Genomic DNA, 16,917 nt, shown 5'->3' with positions numbered 1-16,917 from the left:
ATCCAATCGCAGGGCGGCCGCCTCGGTCAAAGCGGCGCCGGTCGCGAAGACCGGCGCCGCTGGGAGGATAGTCCTTAGAGCTTGCCGGCGTCCTCGAGGATCTGCGTCGCCTTGTCGGCAGCGTCGTCGAGCGCCTGCTTGGAGGTCTTGTCGCCGAGGATGGCGGCCTGAAGTTCGGGATAGACCGCGTTGGAGATCTCGATCCATTCCGGCGTCTGCGGCACCGGGAAGGCGTTCTTGGCGGCCTCCTGGAATGCCTGCAGCACTTCGGTTTTGTAAGGATCGGACTTGGCCTGCTCGAGGTCCCATTCCCACACCTTGGTGCGGGTGGGCAGCGGGCCGGCCGCGGCTTCCAGCTTCTGACTGTCCTCGTTGGTCAGCCACCAGACGAGCGAGGCGGCGGCCTCCTTGTTGGCGCAGTTTTCGGTCACCGAGAAGCCATGCGCGCCGGACCAGCCCGAGCGCTTGCCGGACGAGCCTTTCGGCTGCACCTTGATGCCGACATTGCCGGCGACCTTGGACGACTTCGGGTCGTTGAAGAAGCCAGCCCAGCCCGGCCAGTCGAGGTTGAGCGCCACCGTGCCGGACGCGAACCCCTGGCCGAGATCATCCCACAAATAGTTGGTCGTGCCGGCGGGCACAGCCTTGGCCTTGTAGAGCTTGACGAACCAGTCGAGCGCCTTGACGCCGGCCTCGGAGTTGAAGGCCGGCTTGCCGTCCTTGTCGAGATATTCGCCGCCGTCGGCGATCAGCATCTCGTAGAAGCGGCCGTTGATCGCCTCTTCCTTGCCGGCATATTGCGTGCCGTAGAAGTCGGGCGGGCTGGCGAAGAATTCCGCCTGCTGGGCCATCTCGTCGAAGGTGTCCGGCGGGGCGAGCTCCTCGCCGTATTTCTCCTTGTAGGCCTTCTTCTTGGCTTCGTCCTGGTAGAGGCTCTTCTGGTAGTAGAGCGCCGATACGTCGAACTGCGCGCGCGGCAGCATCACCAGCTTGCCGTCGAGCGTGCCGGCGGCGATGTTGGCCGGGACGAAAGCGTCGATCTCCTCCTTCGGCAGCAGCTTAGCGAGGTCGGTGTAGATGCCCGGATATTGCGGCGCGAACGAAGTGTGGTTGGAGCCGACGCACCAGGTGATCGAGTTGGAGGCGATGTCCGACTTGATCTCCTTGTCGAGATCGAAGTGGTTCTTCTTGGAGACGACGTTGACCTTGGCGCCGGTCGCTTTCTCCCACTCGCCGATGCGCGCGTAGAGTTTTTCGTATTGCTGGCCGCCGATCAGCTTGGCGTCGATCGTGACGCCGGTGAACTTGCCCGGCAGGTCGGCAGCCAAGACCGCACCCGATGCCATGAGCAATGCGCCGGCGGCGACGCCGGAAAGCAGTCTGTTCATGAATATCCTCCCTGGAACGGCCGTAGGCCGTCGTGGCTGAAGCTCCATGCTTCATTCATATGCAAACAAATTATTCATACGTCGTCAAGCCGAAACTTCTTCCCTATGAAGGCTGTCTTGCGTATATGAAGATCACAATTCACCAGAGGGCACCGGGTGCAGGACGACGAGGAAGACCGCTATCGCGCGCCGGCACTGGACAAGGGGCTGGACATTCTGGAACTGCTCGCCAGCGTCGATGGCGGCCTGACCCAGGCCGAGATCGCCAAGCGGCTCGACCGCAGCCCCAACGAATTTTACCGGATGCTCGACCGTCTGGTGAAACGCGGCTACGTCACCCGGCCAGACGGCGACCGCTATTCGCTGACGCTGAAGCTGTTCGGGCTTGGCCAGCTGCATGCACCGGTGCGCAGGCTGGTCTCCTACGCCACCTCGATCATGCGCGAGCTGGCCGAGACCTCCTGGCAGGCAAACCAGCTCGTCGTGTTCGACCGCGGCAGCGCCGTGGTCATTGCCCAGCAGGAAGCGCCGCGATACTGGGGCATCTCGATCCGCGTCGGCTCGCATATCAGCCTGTTCGACACCGGCTCGGGACATGTGCTGCTGGCCTTCCGCTCGCCGGAAGAGCGCGAGATGATGATCGCCGAGCATTTGCGCAGCAACGAGGAGATGAAGTTGTCGCCCGACTTCTTCGCACGCCTCGACCAGGTGCGCGATCGTGGCTACGAGATGATGGCTTCGTTGCAGACGGCCGGCGTCTACAATTTGTCGGCGCCGGTGCTCGGTTCCGACGGGCACGGCATCGCCGCGCTCACCATACCTTATATCACTCTGGTCAACGCGCCGGCAGCGCCCGATATCACCAGGACCATCACGCTGCTCCAGGCAGCAGCGGCCCGCCTGTCGCAACTCGCCGGGTCGGATGTCAGGTCAAAGGAATAATTCTTATTTGAATGGCGAATTCTCCGGTGAAATGATCGAGACGATGTCTGAAGCATGTCGTTTGCGCAAAAGCCGCTGCGCAATTCGGGCCACGTGGATAGCGCGACAAGGGAGGAAGCCATGATCGTCGATACCCACCTGCATCTCATCGACAGGGCGGCGCTACGCTATCCATGGCTCTCCGGCGTGCCGGCCCTCGACCGCGATTTTTCCCACGACGAATACGCCACCGAGGCGCGCCGCGCGGGCATAGAATTGGCGCTCCATATGGAGGTCGACGTCCACCCGGCCGATATCGCGGCTGAGACAGCCCTTGTCGAAGCACTGTCGAAGAAGCCGGGCAGCCTGGTGCGGGGCGCGATCGTGTCGTGCCGGCCGGAAGAACCTGGCTTCGCCGCCTGGCTGGACAAGGTGAAGGCCGATCCATTTGTCAAAGGATTCCGCCGCGTGCTGCATGTCGTGCCCGACGACGTCTCCGAGGGCGCCCTGTTCCGCGAGAACATCGGGCGCATCGCCGGCAGTGGGCTGACCTTCGATCTTTGCGTCCTGCCACGACAGATGAGCCAAGCGATCGCGCTGGTCGATCTGGCGCCAGACGTGCAATTCGTCCTCGATCATTGCGGCGTGCCCGACATCCAGGGCAAGGCCGAGCATCCCTGGCGCGAGCAGATCGCCGAGATCGCCCGGCGCCCCAATGTCGTCGGCAAGATCTCCGGCGTCGTCGCCTATGCCGATCCGGCGAGCTGGACCGTCGAGACCCTGCGGCGTTATGTCGAGCACACGATCGGCAGCTTCGGCTGGGATCGCGTCGTGTGGGGCAGCGACTGGCCGGTCTGCACGCTCGGTGGCGGGCTGCTCGGCTGGGTAGCGGCGACGCACGCGCTCCTTGCCGGGGCGAGCGAAACCGAGCGCGCGAAACTGCTCTCCGGCAACGCGAAGAAGCTCTGGCGGCTGTGAGCCGCAAGGCCGATGCCCGACTGTATTAGCCGGGCGCCGCGAAGCTCTGCCGGAACAGGCGATTGATGTCGGCGACGACGCGGGGGGCGTCCTGCCGGCCGGCAAGACCCTCGTTGAGGCGATCGGACGCCGCCTGCTGAAACGCCATGTAGCCGTCGTGGCGCGGGCGCACCCAGGCGCCTTCCAGCGTCGCCCGCGTGCCGCGGTAGAAGTCGCCCGTCGCGACATTCACGGCTTCGTCCTCCCAGGCGGCGGCATGGCCGGGCTGGCCGCCGGCGGCGGCATAGAGGCCGCGCTGCACGTCGCCGCTGGCGATCCAGTAGGCGAAGTCGATCGCTTCCTCGCCGGCAGCGGAAAAGGCGGAGACGGCGATGCCGGTGCCGCCGAGCGCGGAGCCGACCGGGCCGTTGCCGCCCACAGTCGGCATGTCACAAAAGAAGAGCCGGTTCGGCCGGAAGCCTGCAGCGGCATAGGGCACGTAGCCATAGATCAGCGGCGCGCAGGCGATGCGCGAGCCGGCCTCGGCCATCTTTTCGAACACCGCAATCGGATCCATCGTCAGGCACTCGGGATCGAGGAGTGCCGCGATCTCACGCAGCATTTCGAAGACGGTCTCGCCGGTATCGGGATCGATCAGATCGCTCGGGCTTTCGACTGCACATGGCCGGCCGAGATCGGCGGCAAGCGTGAAGAAGCACATCAGCGAGTGCGGCGGCCTGAGCGGCAAGAGCACGCGGCTACGCTGGGCAAGCTCCAGCACTTCGGTCCAGATCTTCGGCGCGGCGTCTATCAAATCGGGTCGCCAGGCCTGCACCTGCGTCGCGGCGTCGATCGGAAAGGCCCATTGCCGGTCCTGCCAAGTGTAGCTCGGATAGGACCGGCCGACGCTTGCCTTCGCCAGCGCTTCGCGCTCCGCCTCGCGGCCGGGCACGTCGAGCGGGGCCAGGCACTTCTCGGCGGTGATCTGGCCGACATGCGGATGATCGATGACGATCAGGTCGTAGGCGCGGGCGAGTTCTTCGACAGAGAAGGACTCGAAGTCCTGCAGCGAGCGCTTCTCCCACTCGATAGAGACGCCGGTCTTTTCCCGCCAAAGCCGGGAGCAGGCGACCATCGGATCATAGCCGCGCGGATGGTTCCAGGTCATGCCCTTGAGTGTCGTCACAGGCCGAACTCCTTGCGGATTTTTGCGCTGTGCTCGCCGACGCGCGGCGCCGCCTGCTCGACTTTGGCGCGCATGCCGTCGATCCTGAGCGGTGACCGGGTGGTGTCGATCGAAACACCGTCCTCGCGCGTCACGGTCTGCAGCAGGTCGAGCGCCTTGAAGCCGTCGCTTTCCAGCACCTCTTTCCAGTTCAGCACCTTCGCGCACCAGATGTCGGCGGGCTCGAGGATCGCCAGCCATTCGTCGACCGACTTCTGCGCGATGCGCTGCGCGATGATCGCCTTGATCTCGTCGCGCGCCGTGAACCAGGTCGCCGGCTTGTCGCGATAGGGCGCCAGCCCCTCGATCTCGAGCAGGTCGGCGAGCTTCGGGATCGGCGTCATGGCGATCGCCAGGAAGCCGTCCTTGGCCGGATAGACTCCGTAGGGCGCCGCCAGATAGGCGTGGGCGCTATGGAACGACGAACGGCGCGGCAGCCGCCGGCCGTCATTGAGATGCGTCGTCAGCACCTCGAACTGGAGGTCGATCAGCGCCTCGAAGAGGCTGGTCTCGATATGGCCGCCCGCGCCGGTGATGCCGCGCCGGACCAGTGCTGCAAGGATGCCTTGCGCGCAGGCCGCGCCGGCCAGCATGTCGGCGATTGCCAGGCCGAACGGCACCGGACCCTGATCTTCGTCGCCGTTCAGCCACATGACGCCGGAGCGCGCCTGGGCAAGCAGGTCCTGACCCGGACGCTTTACCCACGGGCCTTCCTCGCCATAGCCGCTGATCGAGGCGTAGACCAGGCGCGGATTGAGCGTCCGCACATGCTCGTAATCGAGGCCGAGCCGCTCGATGACGCCGGGCCGGAAGTTCTGGATCAGCACGTCGGCCTTGGCGAGCAGCCCGCGCAGCGCTTTAAGGTCGTCCTCGTTCTTCAGATCGACCGCAAAGCTTTCCTTGGCACGGTTGATGGCGTGGAAGATGGTGGAATCACCACCGATCTCGGTGTCGCTGAGATAGAGCCGGCGCGACAGGTCGCCACCATCGGGCCGCTCGATCTTGATGACGCGGGCACCGAGGTCGAGGAGCCTCAGCGAGCAGTAAGGTCCCGACAGGAACTGGCTCATGTCGACGACGACAAGGCCGGACAGCGGCAGGTCGGCGGCCATCATTGCTTCTCCGTCTTGCCGGCGAAGTCGGCCGGGTCCTTGTATTTCACCGTCTGCAGATGCTCGCAGTAGAGCACCAGCTCGCCTTCGCCCTTGAACACTTCATAGCTGGCGCGGATCAGCCCCATTTCCTTGTAGCGGGGCTTCTTTTCCATGTTGGTGCGGATCGAATAGATGGTGTCGCCGATGAAGACCGGCTTTATGAAGCGGAGCTTGTCATAGCCGTAGGAAAAGGCATTGACGCAGTTGGTGGCGACTAGACCGAGCCCGGCCGAGAAAACGAACGCGCCCGCCACGAGGCGCTTGCCGAAGATACCTTCGCGCTCGGCGAACATCTGGTCCTGCACATAAGGGTGGATGTCGAGCACCAGGGTGTTGAAGAGATGACTGTCGCCTTCGGCCATAGTGCGCCGGAGCGAGCGGATTTTCTGGCCGATTGGCCAATCTTCATAGAACCAGTTTTCGGCATTCCATACCGGCAGCAAGGCGTGATCGGGCGGCATGTCGGCAGGGCAGGTCGAAGCGACGCCGGCGGTGGGCGGGAAGCTGGTCATTGCGCTGTTCGTCCGCTCCGGGAGAATGGCCGCACCGCTCCGGCAAGCCGGAGTCGGACGCGATCGATCCTCCAAATCTTCTTTTGTGAATACTATATTCACATATGAGATTTGCGCACAAGCCGGTCCGGTGAAATTTTGCCTGCACGATCGAACTCGGAGTTGCCTTGGATGCAGCAGGCACAGCGCCAGGCGCGGCTACTTCCGGCAGTTGCCAGCGGACTTCCGGGTCACGGCGAACGCCGCTGTGCCGGCCGGGATGGCGAGGCGCTTCTGCCAGGAAGGACCGCCACCGGCCCGAATCATACAAAACCAATGATTGTTTTTAGTTAATTCTACAATTGTAACCCGCCTAAGGGTAATGCGACGATAAATTGTAGGCGGAGGAGCACTGCACGATCCGTCAAATCCGGCCAATAAAATTAGCTTCGATAGCGGTGTAATTCGTTAGTAATCGATCGTCAGGATAACCCGGACCTCGACATATTTGGTGCCTTTTTCTTGAGTCGATTATGGCGGTTCTCGGCGCATTCCCTCCCGGTATCGGCTGCCGGCCCTTCGACGAGAGGGATTGGGGAGGCGTGGCGGATTGCCTGCACCGGGGGTTTCCGGAGCGCAGCAGGAGCTATTGGATAGAAGCGCTGACCCGCCTGGCGCAGCGGCCAGCGGTCGTCGATTTTCCGCGATATGGGTTCGTCCTGGAGAAGTCGGGCCGGATCGTCGGCGCAGTGCTTACGCTCTATGCCAAACACAGAAGCCTGGAAGGCGATGAAATCCGCTGCAATCTCTCGAGCTGGTCCGTGGACGCGGAATTCCGGCCCTATGCCAGTCGGATGATCGCGACGGTTATCCTGCGCAAGGATGTGGTCTACACCAATATTTCTCCATCGCCCGGGACAGTGAGGCTCAACAAAGCCTTCGGTTTTCGCCTGTTTTCCGGCGGACAGATCGCCTTCTTGCCCATTCTGAATGGTATGCCGCGTCCGGACCGGGTGTTGGAAGCCCATGCGGACCTCGCCGAAATGGCTGAACTCACCGACAACGAAAGATACATATTGCTCGAGCACGCCGCGTTGGGCTGTCTTTCGCTGATCTGCGTCTGCGACGGTCTGGCGTTGCCGCTTGTGCTGAAGCCGCGCCGGATATTGCATGGGCACGTGTCGTGCTGCCATGTCGTCTACTGCCGATCCCACGCGGATCTGGTCAGGTGCGCCGGGGTCGTGGGCCGCTTTCTCCTGCGGCGCGGACAGCTGCTTTGCCTCGTCGATGCGATGGGCCCGGTTCCCGGTCTGTCCGGCAGGTATTTTCCGAACAAGGGGATCAAGTATTTCAAGGGTCCGAAATCGCCTTCTCCGGGAGACCTGACGATCACCGAAATGGTGCTGTTCGGTTCCTGAACGAAATCGTGAAGCCGGTCTGGAGCCCAGCCGATCCGAAGTCAGTCCGCCGCTTCGGCTCTTGCCGCCATGCGCCAGCGTGTTCCCAGCGAGACGCCCACGAGCAGCAGACAGAAGGCGAGGGCAAGAGGGGAGTAGAAAGCCTCCTCCTGTAATACGGCATTGGCCGAAATGGTGACGATGCCGACAAAGCCGAACAGGAAATCCGGGTCGCCGGTCTGGATAAGCTGCCGTCGCAATGCCACGGCCAGCGCCGCCAGGAAGCCGAAGAAGACGAGGCTCCCCACGCCCATCTGGTAAAGCATGACACCGACCGCGCTCTCGACCGGCACGGAGGCGGCGCCTTCGGCCTGGGCGGTTTGCCAGTTGAGATTGATGCTGGTGCTCGACAGGTTGCCGCCGAGACCCAAGCCCTGGCCGAGCGGATCGGCCAGGAAATCGCGCATGCCGGCAATCAGACCGAGGACGTGATAGTCGCCATGGGTGGCGCCATAGCCGATCGCCGCCGTCGTCCAGACCACGGCCATCGCGGCCATGAGCGCCAGACCGGCGCGGGAGGGACTGTAGATCAGCCGCACGGCAATTGCGACGAAAAGCATGAAGGTCGCGCCCTTGGAGCCGATGACGAGCAGCAGCGGCAGAGCCGCGAGAGGCAGCACCCATCGTCCTTTGAAGAGCAGCCAGGCCGAAATGATGCTTAAGGCGTAAGCATAGCTGATCGGATGGAAGTTCGGGCCGCCGATGCGGAAGACGCTTGGCAGGATGTCGTTGAACAGGGGCGTGTTGAAGAAGGTCGTGGTCATCACGTCTTCGATCCCACGGTAAACGAAACCGGTTTCCTGAAGCGCTTTTTCCCACACGCCGGTCTCGACCTGCCGCGAGATGCTGCGCTCGACATATTGGTCGCCGTGGAACAGTCCGAGGAAATCCATGGTGAAGGTCAGTTCCGCATAGCCATAGACGATCGCGCCGGCGCCGAGCCACAGCATGCTCTTGCGCAGATCGACGGGATAAAGGCTGGCGGCGAGGACCGCGACGTGGAAGCAGGCGAGCGGCGTGATCGTGTTGCGGAAATAGACGACCGCGTCCTTGGGGTCGCCATGCACGACGCCGAGAGCGAAATAGAAACAAATCGTTCCGCACAGGACCATGCTCAGCAGCAGCCACGGGCGCAACTCGGTCAGCGCGCGGACGCGGTACTGAAATGAGGCGGCCAGGAAAATGCCGAACGCTGTCATCAGGATGATGAAGTTGGTGCCGCGCAGCGCGTCGAACGTGTCGTTGTCGGGAATGTAGGGGGTGAACCAGGCGACCACGAGGTTCTGAAAGAGAAAGGCGCAGATGATCAGCACCGGAACGCCCGCCGGCATCGCGTTCGAAACGATCAGCGTCAGCACGAATGTTGCGGCAATCCCGAACGGCGTCCACACGGCAAATGCGGAGACGGCGAGCGCAACGACAAGCAAGGCCGTGCCGACATGCAGCAAGGTTTCGGGCGTATCCCTGCCCGGCAAACCCAGTCTGACGGGCGAAGAGACCTGCATCGTGCTCATCGCTGATCCGCTCCGCTCGTCACTTGTCCCAGCAAGCGTAGATGGCGCCTGTCGTCCATTTCCGGCCTAACCTCCAAGGAGCGCGGCAATCATCGAGCCGTCGAAGCCCTCGACGCTCTGCCTGCTCCTGATGAAGCCGAAGCCCTGATCGAGCTCCCAATAGGTCCATGCCACATGGTTCGCTTCAGCCGCCTTGCGCACGGCGCGCACCCAGGAGGCGCGGCTTTCGGCATCCACGCAGAAGTTGAGCACACCGAATTCGTTCAGCATGACCGGGCAGCCGTTGGTGGTGGACCAGCGCGCCAGATCGGCAAAATCGGAGCCGATCCGCGCGGCCGTCCAAGGCGCCGACAATTCCTCTTCAACGAGGTTGGCGGCTTCTTCGTCGCCGGCCGACCGCAGTTTGGAGATAAGCCGGCTCACCTGGGCCATTCCCTTGCTTGCGGGAAAGGGCAGGTCCGCGATGCGGGCGAGCGGCGAGGCATCCCAGGTCTCGCACTGGTGGGTGAAGGCCAAGGGGGCGTAATAGTGAACGGCGGCAATCTGGTTGTCGTCGGCGAGCGGCGGCGCGTCGGCGATTTCCCAGATGCCCTGAAACCGTGCCGGTCCCCAGACCAGCGTGTGGCGCGGACATTTCGCCCGCAGCGCCGCGGCGATCCGTTCCCGCAGCGCCAGCCAGGCGCTCCGTTCCATCGGTGGCTCGTTCAGCAGCTCGGGATAGACCCACTCCGCAGGCAGATCGGCAACGACGGCACGCAACGCCGTCCAGGCCTGAAGCACTCTTCCTGCAGCCGCCTCGGGATCGTTTCGAAAAACTCCTACAAGCTCGCCAGAAGGATGCATGTCGAGGAGGACCGAAAAGCCCAGCCCGACAAGATCCCTGATCCCGTTCTGGATGCGGCGAAGCGTTGCCGGGTCGCCGCTGGAGACGAGATCGCCGTTGACCGGCAGCCGGATCGTTCCGAAGCCTGATTGGCGCAGCTTGTCAAGCGTGGCCGTGGCGGGAGCAAGCCCATCGTTTCGGTCGAGCCATCCGGGAAGGTTGAAGCCGCGCGACGGAACTTGGCCGGCCGTCGCGAGCGCAGCGGATTGCGGCAGAGGGGAGGCGGCGAAAACGGCTCCGGCGGCAAAGGCCAGCGCCTGTCGCCTCGACACCTTGGGCGGCGATGTCATCGATGCACCGCCTCCACGGTCTAGCCCCGAACGGTGGCGCTGCGGCGCTGCTCGCCGGCCGCTCGCGGACTGTCGATCGCCGTGGCTGGCCGCGCGCTTTCCGCCGCGACGACAAGAGTGGCACTGCGGCCGATCTGGCCGGCACCGAATTTTTGCGCGAGCAGCCTGGCGGCTTCCGAAGGCTGCTCGGAGGGGCTGAGCGCCAGAAGCGCAAGATCGGCTTTGGCGAAGAGCTCCGGATTCCAGCCGTTCTCATTGAGCGAGGGCGCGATCACGACGACGAAATCGAACGCGCTCCCGGCTTCGGCCAGAATGCCACGGAACGAGTTGCGATCGGCAACGCCAGGACTTTTTTCCGCCACTGAGCTGCACACGACAGTCTGCAGACCGGTCGCGCCATCGATGAACAATCCGGCTCCGTCTGTCGTCGCGCTGGACAGACGATCGCCAATTTCCACCATCAGCACGTTCTGATCGGCTCGTTGCATTCCGATGCCCAGCATCGCGCCCGCAATCCTTGCCTCGAAACTGCTGTGGATCGAAGACACGAGGATGACGAACGGTTTGCCGTGGTCGTTCAGGTGCAAGACCATCTGCCGCATGATCTTCAGGACGGCGAGCGACAGCGTTTCGTTTCCGGTCTGGAAGAGCTGTTTCCTGATCGCCTTGATGTTTGAGTAGGCGGTCCCACCGGCGACGCCGGGCAGACGGTACTCGCCGAAATTGGCTGGCATCGGCAATGGCCGGGGGCTGACCGGCGCGCTGTCCTTACGGTCCACGACCGGCTCCGGCACGGCCGCCTTCGGCGCCTGCGGGTCCTCTTGCGGCTGCGGGACCGGACCAAGCGCCAGAGCGAGGCCGCATCCGGCGAGGAGCCCCAGAACGGCGCTCACCAAGAGAAGCAGGACCGGCTTCGGCCATGTCGGCTGGACAGGCGGCGAAGCCACGCCGATCTTGCGCGCTTCGGAAGTCTGCACGCCCTGCATCTGCGACGTTTCCTGTGCACGCTTGAGATAGTCGTCGAGCACGGCGCGCGCCGCCTGGGCTTTCGATTCCAGCTGCCGCAGCTGTACCTGCGCGATGTTCGAGTTCGTCGACTGTTGGCGCAGGGCTTCGAGCTTGTCCTGCAGCTTGCCGACATTCTGCACGGCGAGATCATAGCTGGCCTTCAACTGCTGCCTTATGCGATCCGCCTCGGCGGACATCAGCCGCTTCAACCGCTCCAGCTCGGACTGCAGCCGCCCGATGGTCGGGTGGCGCGGCCCGTACATGGTTTGCAGGCTGGCAAGCTCGGTGGCGCGCTGGTTGTAGTCGTCGCGCAATTTGATGGCCGAGGTGGAGGTAAGAATATCCGCAAGCTTGGCGAGCCCGGCCGGCGAACTGCCCGCAGCCAGCGCCTGATTGTAGCGGTCCTTGGCCTGGTCGGCGTCGCCCTGGGCGGCGATCAGCTGCGTCGTCAGCTGATCGAGCTGCGACTGCAGCGTGCCGCCGTCCGTCGAATTGACGATATTGTGTTTCGTCTTGAAGTCTTCGACCGTCCGCTCGGCGTCGCTGACGTCCTTTTGCAGGCCGGAGATCCTGTCCGTGAGCAGCGTATTCACGTCGCTGTTGGCGCTCTCGCGTTCTCCCACCAGGCCTGCCCGGTACTGATCGACGATGGCATTGGCGATGCGCGCGGCCTTTTCCGGCGACGGCGACGTGAAGCTGACATTGATGACGTAGGTCAGCCCTTCGCGCTCGACAGAAACCTTGCTCTGGAAGCGCTTGAAGGCGGCGTCCTGCGGCGCGCTGGCGCCGGCTCCGAACAGACGTGAAGCAAGGCCGCCGCCGGCGAATTCCGGATCGCTGTCGAGCTGCTGGCTTTTGAAGACGGCGCCGAGCAGGTCTGGCGACTGGATGACGAAGACTTGGCTGGCGATAGCGGCGCTGTCGGAGCCGATCCCCGGAAGCACGTTGTTGAAATTGGTCGCGCGCGTGTCGCGGGGGTCGATCAGTATCGAGGCCGTTGCGGTATAGCTTGGTTTGGTCACCGCAAGATAGGAGAGCGCCAGCAGCACTGCCGCGCCGGCGATGGCAAGCACCATCACGCGTCGCGTCCAAAGGATGGCCCACACTGCACCTATGTCGAACAACGGCGTAAGAGTGCGCTCGTCGATACTGGCTGGCTTCATCGATTTTCCTCGTCGAGAGCCGCGACTTCACGACCTCACTCGTCTCCACAGTATTAAGGATTATCGTTAGCCATCCGTTAAGCTTGGCGGCGTGACGATGCGCTCGGCGCTGGCGATGCCGGTAACCATGCGAAGCGTTCGCGCTGGCGCGGTTGCGGCATTTTGCTTATGCAGGATCGGGTTTTGAGCGTCGTCGTAGGTGCGGGTAGCCCATCGCCGATCGTCTCAGGAGGCGAGGTTGAAGGACACTAAAGGGAACCGCGAGGCCGCCCCCGGGGCAGGGGCCAGCCCGGCGACCGACATGCGCATGTCGGTCACGGCGCTTGCCAAGAGCGGCGCCGTGGCCGGCATCATCAAGCTTGCCAGCGCGGGCCTGTCCTTCCTGATGTTCGTGGCCGTGGCGATGGTGACGAACGAACGCGAGTTCGGTCTTTACAGCGCTACCTATGCCGGCGCGAGCCTGGTTTCCTTCTTCGCTTCGGTGGGCCAGCAGAGCACCGTGCTCAGGTTCTGGCCTCAATATGCCGGGCTGGGCGATCTCGGCTCGGCTCACGGGCTGATGGCGCGTGCCATTCTCGTGGCGCTGGCCGGGCTTGTCGGCACCAGCCTGCTCATCATCGTGGTGGGATTCCTGCCCTTCGTCGGCAGGGGAACGCCGGAATGGCTGCCGCTATGCGTGGCGGCGGCGGTGCTGTCGTTCTCGCTCGGCTGGTCGGAGTTTACCTCGGGCGCCTTCCGGGCCAAGAACGCGCTGATATCGGGCCTGCTGCCGCGGGACATCATTTGGCGCGCGGCGACAATCGCCGCCGTTGCGGCGCTGCACTTCATGCAAGTGAAGATCGATGCGATCGCGGCGACATATCTGACGGCGCTGCTGCTCATCCTCTCGGTCGTCCCGCAAACAATTGTGCTGTTGCGCGACACGGCGCGGGCAGATCGCGGTGGTCTCACGGAAGGGCAAAAGCAGGAATTCAAGACGGTGACGCTTGGCCTGTGGGGCGTCACCTCGCTGCCGCCCGCGCTCGGCCAGGTCAGCACCCTGCTCGTGGCGATGATCCTGGGGCCAGAGGCGGCAGGCGCGATCTTCGTGGCGGACCGGACCACGCGCTTCGTGACCCTTGCCCTCAACGGCATCAACCAGGCGCTGGCGCCGCAGATATCGGCGGCCTTCTACAGCGGCGACAGGGCTCACGTGCAGCGCATCACCAGCCTCGCCGCGCTTGGCGGCTCGGCCATTGCGCTGTGCGTGCTGGCGTCCTTCTGGATATTCGGCGACTTCATCCTGTCCATCTTCAATCCGGCCTATGCGACGCCGACCATGAGGGCGACGCTCGTCATCTTCGGCATCGGGGCGACGTTTGGCACCGCTTGCGGCCCGATCGAAGTCCTGTTGCAGTTGACGGGTCTGCAGCATGCGCTCTTCAAGGTGCTGGTCATCGTCAACGTTGTCGGACTTTGCGTGACGGCCGTGGCAACTTACTACCTCGGGTCCATAGGAGCGGCCCTCAGCATTGCCGGAACCGTCATCGCATGGACGGCTTTCGGGGTATTGATCGCCCGGCGCAGAATCGGCATCAACCCGTCGATCCTCGGCTTGTCCCTGGACAGGATCGGGCTGGTGCCTCATGCCCTCCTGAAGGGGCGCACGTGAAGATCGTCCAAGTGCAGACCCAGGCGGAAGCAGCGGGGGCGCAGCGCATCTCCGACATGGTGGGCGAGGGATTGCGGGCGCGCGGGCACGAGGTGCGCACCGTCTTCATGTACCGCAAGACCGAAGCCTACGACCGTGATCCCAATGTGGATTTCGTTCTGACGGATAGACCTCGCGGATTGTCCGGGCAGATCCGGGCCACCATCGGCCTGACGCGATACCTGCGCGCGGCACGCCCCGACGCAGTCATCACTTACCAACACTATGGCAACATCTTCGGCACGATCGGAGCGCGGCTGGCCGGCGTCAGGCACATCGTCGCAAACCAAAGCGGCGCCCCGCAAAGCATCGGCGTCATGGGGCTGCTCTCCCAGATCGACAAGCTGATGGGCACGGTCGGCCTTTACCAGGCGAATGTCGTCAATTCCGGCTGGACGCAAGCGCAGTTCGATCGCTATCCGCGCTCCTATCGGCGGCGCATGCGTCGCATCGATCACGGCGTACCCGCGCCGGGCGAGGAATTCGACAAGGCAGCGGCGCGCGCCGCCTTCGGCTTACCGCAGGACGTTTGGCTGGCCGTATCATCGGGCCGCCTGACGCGGATGAAGAACCAGATCGCGCTTGTCGGCGCGCTCGATCGACTGCCCGACGTCCACGTCGCGCTGGCAGGCGCCGGGCCGGAGCGCGAGGCGCTCGTCGCCTTTGCCGAAAGCCGCGGCGTGGCCGACCGCCTGCATCTCGTGGGCGAGGTTCCGCCGGCGCGCATCTTCGAATTCCTCGCGGCCGGCGATGCCTATGCGTTTGCCTCGATGACGGAGACCTTCGGCCTCGCCTGCGTCGAAGCCGCCATTTCCGGGCTGCCGGTCGTGGCGAGCAACCTCGACGTCTTGCGCGAGGTGCTGACCGCGGAGGACGGCTCTCCCGCCGCACTGTTCGTCGAGGCCGACGCTGCCGGCATGGCCAGGGGCCTTGGCGATCTGTTTGCGCGGCCGGAAGCCAAGACCAGGCTTTCAGAGGCGGGACGGCGGCTGCGGGACAAGTATTCGCCGGCCAGGATGTGCGCGGGCTACGAGGCGCTACTGCTTGCCTGACCGCTTGCGCACGGCGGCGATCCCGTCGATCACTTCCAGGCGCCCGGCTCGATTGAGTGTGTGGATTTTCGGATAAGGAAAGTCGCCAGCCGCATCGATCGGCCGCGGCGGCGACAGCCGCACCGTCTGCTGGTTGAGCTCCAGCAGCTTCGACAGGCCCAGCCCGCCGCCATAGCCCAGCGTTCCGTCCTGGACCGGAAGAAGCACGCGGCCGTCGCGGTTGCGCACGAAGGCTCCGCCGGGGCGGGCCATGCGGTGGTCGATCAGGATCGGGTTCGCCGGATGCGGCCGCCACGGACCGGCAAGCGCGGGGGCGGAGAAAATCACCAGCGTGTCGGAAGTGCTTCCATGGCCGTCACGATCCGTGGCGAACAGCCAGAGCATGCCTTCATGCTCGAACAAGGTGGCATCGGAAATCTCGCCTTCGACCAGCACGGTCTCGGCAAGCCAGCTGTCCGGGAAGCCCGCGGCGCGGTAGAGTGTGAGCTTGCCGCCGGCGCTCGCCTCCGGCAGCATCCAGATCGCGCCGTCGCGCTCGAATACCTGCGGGTAGGAGAGGTGGTGAGCCTCCTCCAGCACGACCCGAGGCTCGCCAGGAACGCCATCCGCGTCGAACGGAACAACGGAAATGACCGCCTTTCCGGTCGCGTGCGGATAGTCCTCGACGAACACAAAGGGCTGACCCTGCCACCAGAAGGGGAACGGGTCGGCATAGAAATGATCGCCCGGGTCCGGCAGCACCGACCAGCCGGTGCCGAGCTTGCCGGTATCGGCGACGCCCAGGGCATCGGTAAAGCGATAGCCGACACGCCAATGCGCGTGGCGGAAGCGCGCGCGCCGAAGCGCTTCCCGGCCGAGCCGCGGCAGCGCCGCGCCGAAATAGGCGGATGTGAACCCGCCTCGCTCGCCACGACCATGGATTTCAGCCACGGCCTCTCGTGGCAGCCGGTCGGCCGCGAACGCGCGGGTGACCGACTGAACCAGAGTAATGGCGCGGGCGAACACGTCCTCGGTGCCGAGTGCGGTGGATTCCCGCTTGTCGACCATGGGCCGCGCCTGGCCGACCACCGTCTTCCTGTCGAGCACGGCCTCGATCACCGGGAGCCTGCCGGCCGCGACGGCGATTGCAGCCGACAGATCGGCGCTGGATCCGTCGAAGCGAAGGCCGATGGTGGGGACATTCGACAAGGCCGCATCGCCGGCAAGATCGAGCCTCAGCGCGGCGGGGCGCCCGCCGGGCCGTGCCGGGATTGCTTGCAGCGCGGAGCCGAGAAGGGGTCCGCGCCGGCGGAAAAGACGTTGCTCGAACTGGAAGGCGGCTTTTGCCGCGGCCGGCCAGGTCGACGGCCCGGGCTGATGCGCCACCGCGACATCGTGGCCGTCCGCCTCCAGCCGCTCTATGGCGAGCTGCTGCCAATGGCGGGGCGCCGATTGCGGAACGATGACCTCGATCGCCAGCATGTCTTGCGCGACTATGTCCTGCTCGGATTTCCAACAATGAGGAACGAGAGACTGGCTGAAAATACTTACATCGGCGTTACACGCAGAACCGGATTTCTACTTTTTCGGCATGATTTTCGACTTGCGATCCCGAAGCGGTTGTGGTCGTCCGCCCGGCCTGCCACGCAACGCGAGATTAGCGGTTTCGGCATATACCAAGATTCCAACAATCGCGGCGACCGGTCTTGACCTGGAACGTAAGAAGTCGTGGATAGCCGCTGTCC

At 64.2% G+C, this 16,917-nt stretch carries 13 protein-coding genes; 5 read left to right on the top strand and 8 right to left on the bottom strand.

The annotated features are described in order from the left end of the window. Positions 1–74: 74 nt before the first annotated feature. Positions 75–1,388, bottom strand: a complete 1,314-nt coding sequence (locus tag CK222_RS10955) for an extracellular solute-binding protein (protein ID WP_095800398.1) — start codon at positions 1,386–1,388, stop codon at positions 75–77. Between the two features lie 156 nt (positions 1,389–1,544). Between CK222_RS10955 and CK222_RS10950 the strand changes: the two genes are divergently transcribed. Then, entirely contained in the window at positions 1,545–2,330 is a 786-nt protein-coding gene (locus tag CK222_RS10950; RefSeq protein WP_095781194.1) for an IclR family transcriptional regulator, read from the top strand. Between the two features lie 120 nt (positions 2,331–2,450). Then, positions 2,451–3,287 carry an amidohydrolase gene (locus tag CK222_RS10945; protein ID WP_095800632.1) on the top strand — a complete coding sequence of 279 codons (837 nt, stop codon included), beginning with the start codon at positions 2,451–2,453 and terminating at the stop codon, positions 3,285–3,287. Between the two features lie 25 nt (positions 3,288–3,312). On the opposite strand, the gene CK222_RS10940 is transcribed toward CK222_RS10945, so the two are convergent. Genes CK222_RS10940 through CK222_RS10930 form a run of 3 tightly spaced genes read right to left on the bottom strand, consistent with a single transcriptional unit; the run spans position 3,313 to position 6,157 of the window. Then, on the bottom strand, positions 3,313–4,434 hold the full coding sequence (locus CK222_RS10940) for an extracellular solute-binding protein (RefSeq protein ID WP_095800397.1): 1,122 nt from the start codon (positions 4,432–4,434) through the stop codon (positions 3,313–3,315). 14 nt (positions 4,435–4,448) lie between these two features. Beyond that, positions 4,449–5,606, bottom strand: coding sequence for a CaiB/BaiF CoA-transferase family protein (locus CK222_RS10935; protein ID WP_095800396.1), 1,158 nt, complete (start codon positions 5,604–5,606; stop codon positions 4,449–4,451). Then, positions 5,603–6,157: a MaoC family dehydratase gene (locus CK222_RS10930; protein ID WP_095800395.1), complete on the bottom strand. Its 555-nt coding sequence runs from the start codon at positions 6,155–6,157 to the stop codon at positions 5,603–5,605. The genes CK222_RS10935 and CK222_RS10930 overlap by 4 nt, the downstream gene beginning before the upstream one ends. 512 nt (positions 6,158–6,669) lie before the next feature. Between CK222_RS10930 and CK222_RS10925 the strand changes: the two genes are divergently transcribed. Then, positions 6,670–7,554 carry a hypothetical protein gene (locus CK222_RS10925; RefSeq protein WP_245433009.1) on the top strand — a complete coding sequence of 295 codons (885 nt, stop codon included), beginning with the start codon at positions 6,670–6,672 and terminating at the stop codon, positions 7,552–7,554. 41 nt (positions 7,555–7,595) lie between these two features. Here CK222_RS10925 and CK222_RS10920 read toward each other — a convergent pair whose 3' ends face one another. From CK222_RS10920 to CK222_RS10910, 3 genes are all read right to left on the bottom strand, one after another. Beyond that, positions 7,596–9,107: a hypothetical protein gene (locus tag CK222_RS10920; protein WP_095800394.1), complete on the bottom strand. Its 1,512-nt coding sequence runs from the start codon at positions 9,105–9,107 to the stop codon at positions 7,596–7,598. Between the two features lie 66 nt (positions 9,108–9,173). Further along, positions 9,174–10,280 carry a cellulase family glycosylhydrolase gene (locus tag CK222_RS10915; protein ID WP_095800393.1) on the bottom strand — a complete coding sequence of 369 codons (1,107 nt, stop codon included), beginning with the start codon at positions 10,278–10,280 and terminating at the stop codon, positions 9,174–9,176. A gap of 20 nt (positions 10,281–10,300) precedes the next feature. Continuing rightward, positions 10,301–12,451, bottom strand: a complete 2,151-nt coding sequence (locus CK222_RS10910) for a GumC family protein (RefSeq protein WP_095800392.1) — start codon at positions 12,449–12,451, stop codon at positions 10,301–10,303. A 238-nt stretch (positions 12,452–12,689) separates the two neighbouring features. On the opposite strand from CK222_RS10910, the gene CK222_RS10905 reads away from it, so the two are divergent. Together CK222_RS10905 and CK222_RS10900 are read left to right on the top strand one after the other, a co-directional pair. Then, positions 12,690–14,102: a lipopolysaccharide biosynthesis protein gene (locus CK222_RS10905; RefSeq protein WP_067326253.1), complete on the top strand. Its 1,413-nt coding sequence runs from the start codon at positions 12,690–12,692 to the stop codon at positions 14,100–14,102. Beyond that, complete coding sequence (locus CK222_RS10900; protein WP_095800391.1) at positions 14,099–15,193, top strand: glycosyltransferase family 4 protein; 1,095 nt, start codon at positions 14,099–14,101, stop codon at positions 15,191–15,193. Before CK222_RS10905 ends, CK222_RS10900 begins: the two co-directional genes overlap by 4 nt. On the opposite strand, the gene CK222_RS10895 is transcribed toward CK222_RS10900, so the two are convergent. Further along, on the bottom strand, positions 15,179–16,654 hold the full coding sequence (locus CK222_RS10895; protein ID WP_095800390.1) for a hypothetical protein: 1,476 nt from the start codon (positions 16,652–16,654) through the stop codon (positions 15,179–15,181). The two genes, CK222_RS10900 and CK222_RS10895, sit on opposite strands and share 15 nt — an antisense overlap. Between the last annotated feature and the right edge of the window lie 263 nt (positions 16,655–16,917).

Source organism: Mesorhizobium sp. WSM3866, from assembly GCF_002294795.1.
Taxonomy (GTDB): domain Bacteria; phylum Pseudomonadota; class Alphaproteobacteria; order Rhizobiales; family Rhizobiaceae; genus Mesorhizobium.
Note: the sequence above shows the minus strand (reverse complement) of the source record. Positions and strands in the feature narration are given on the sequence as shown.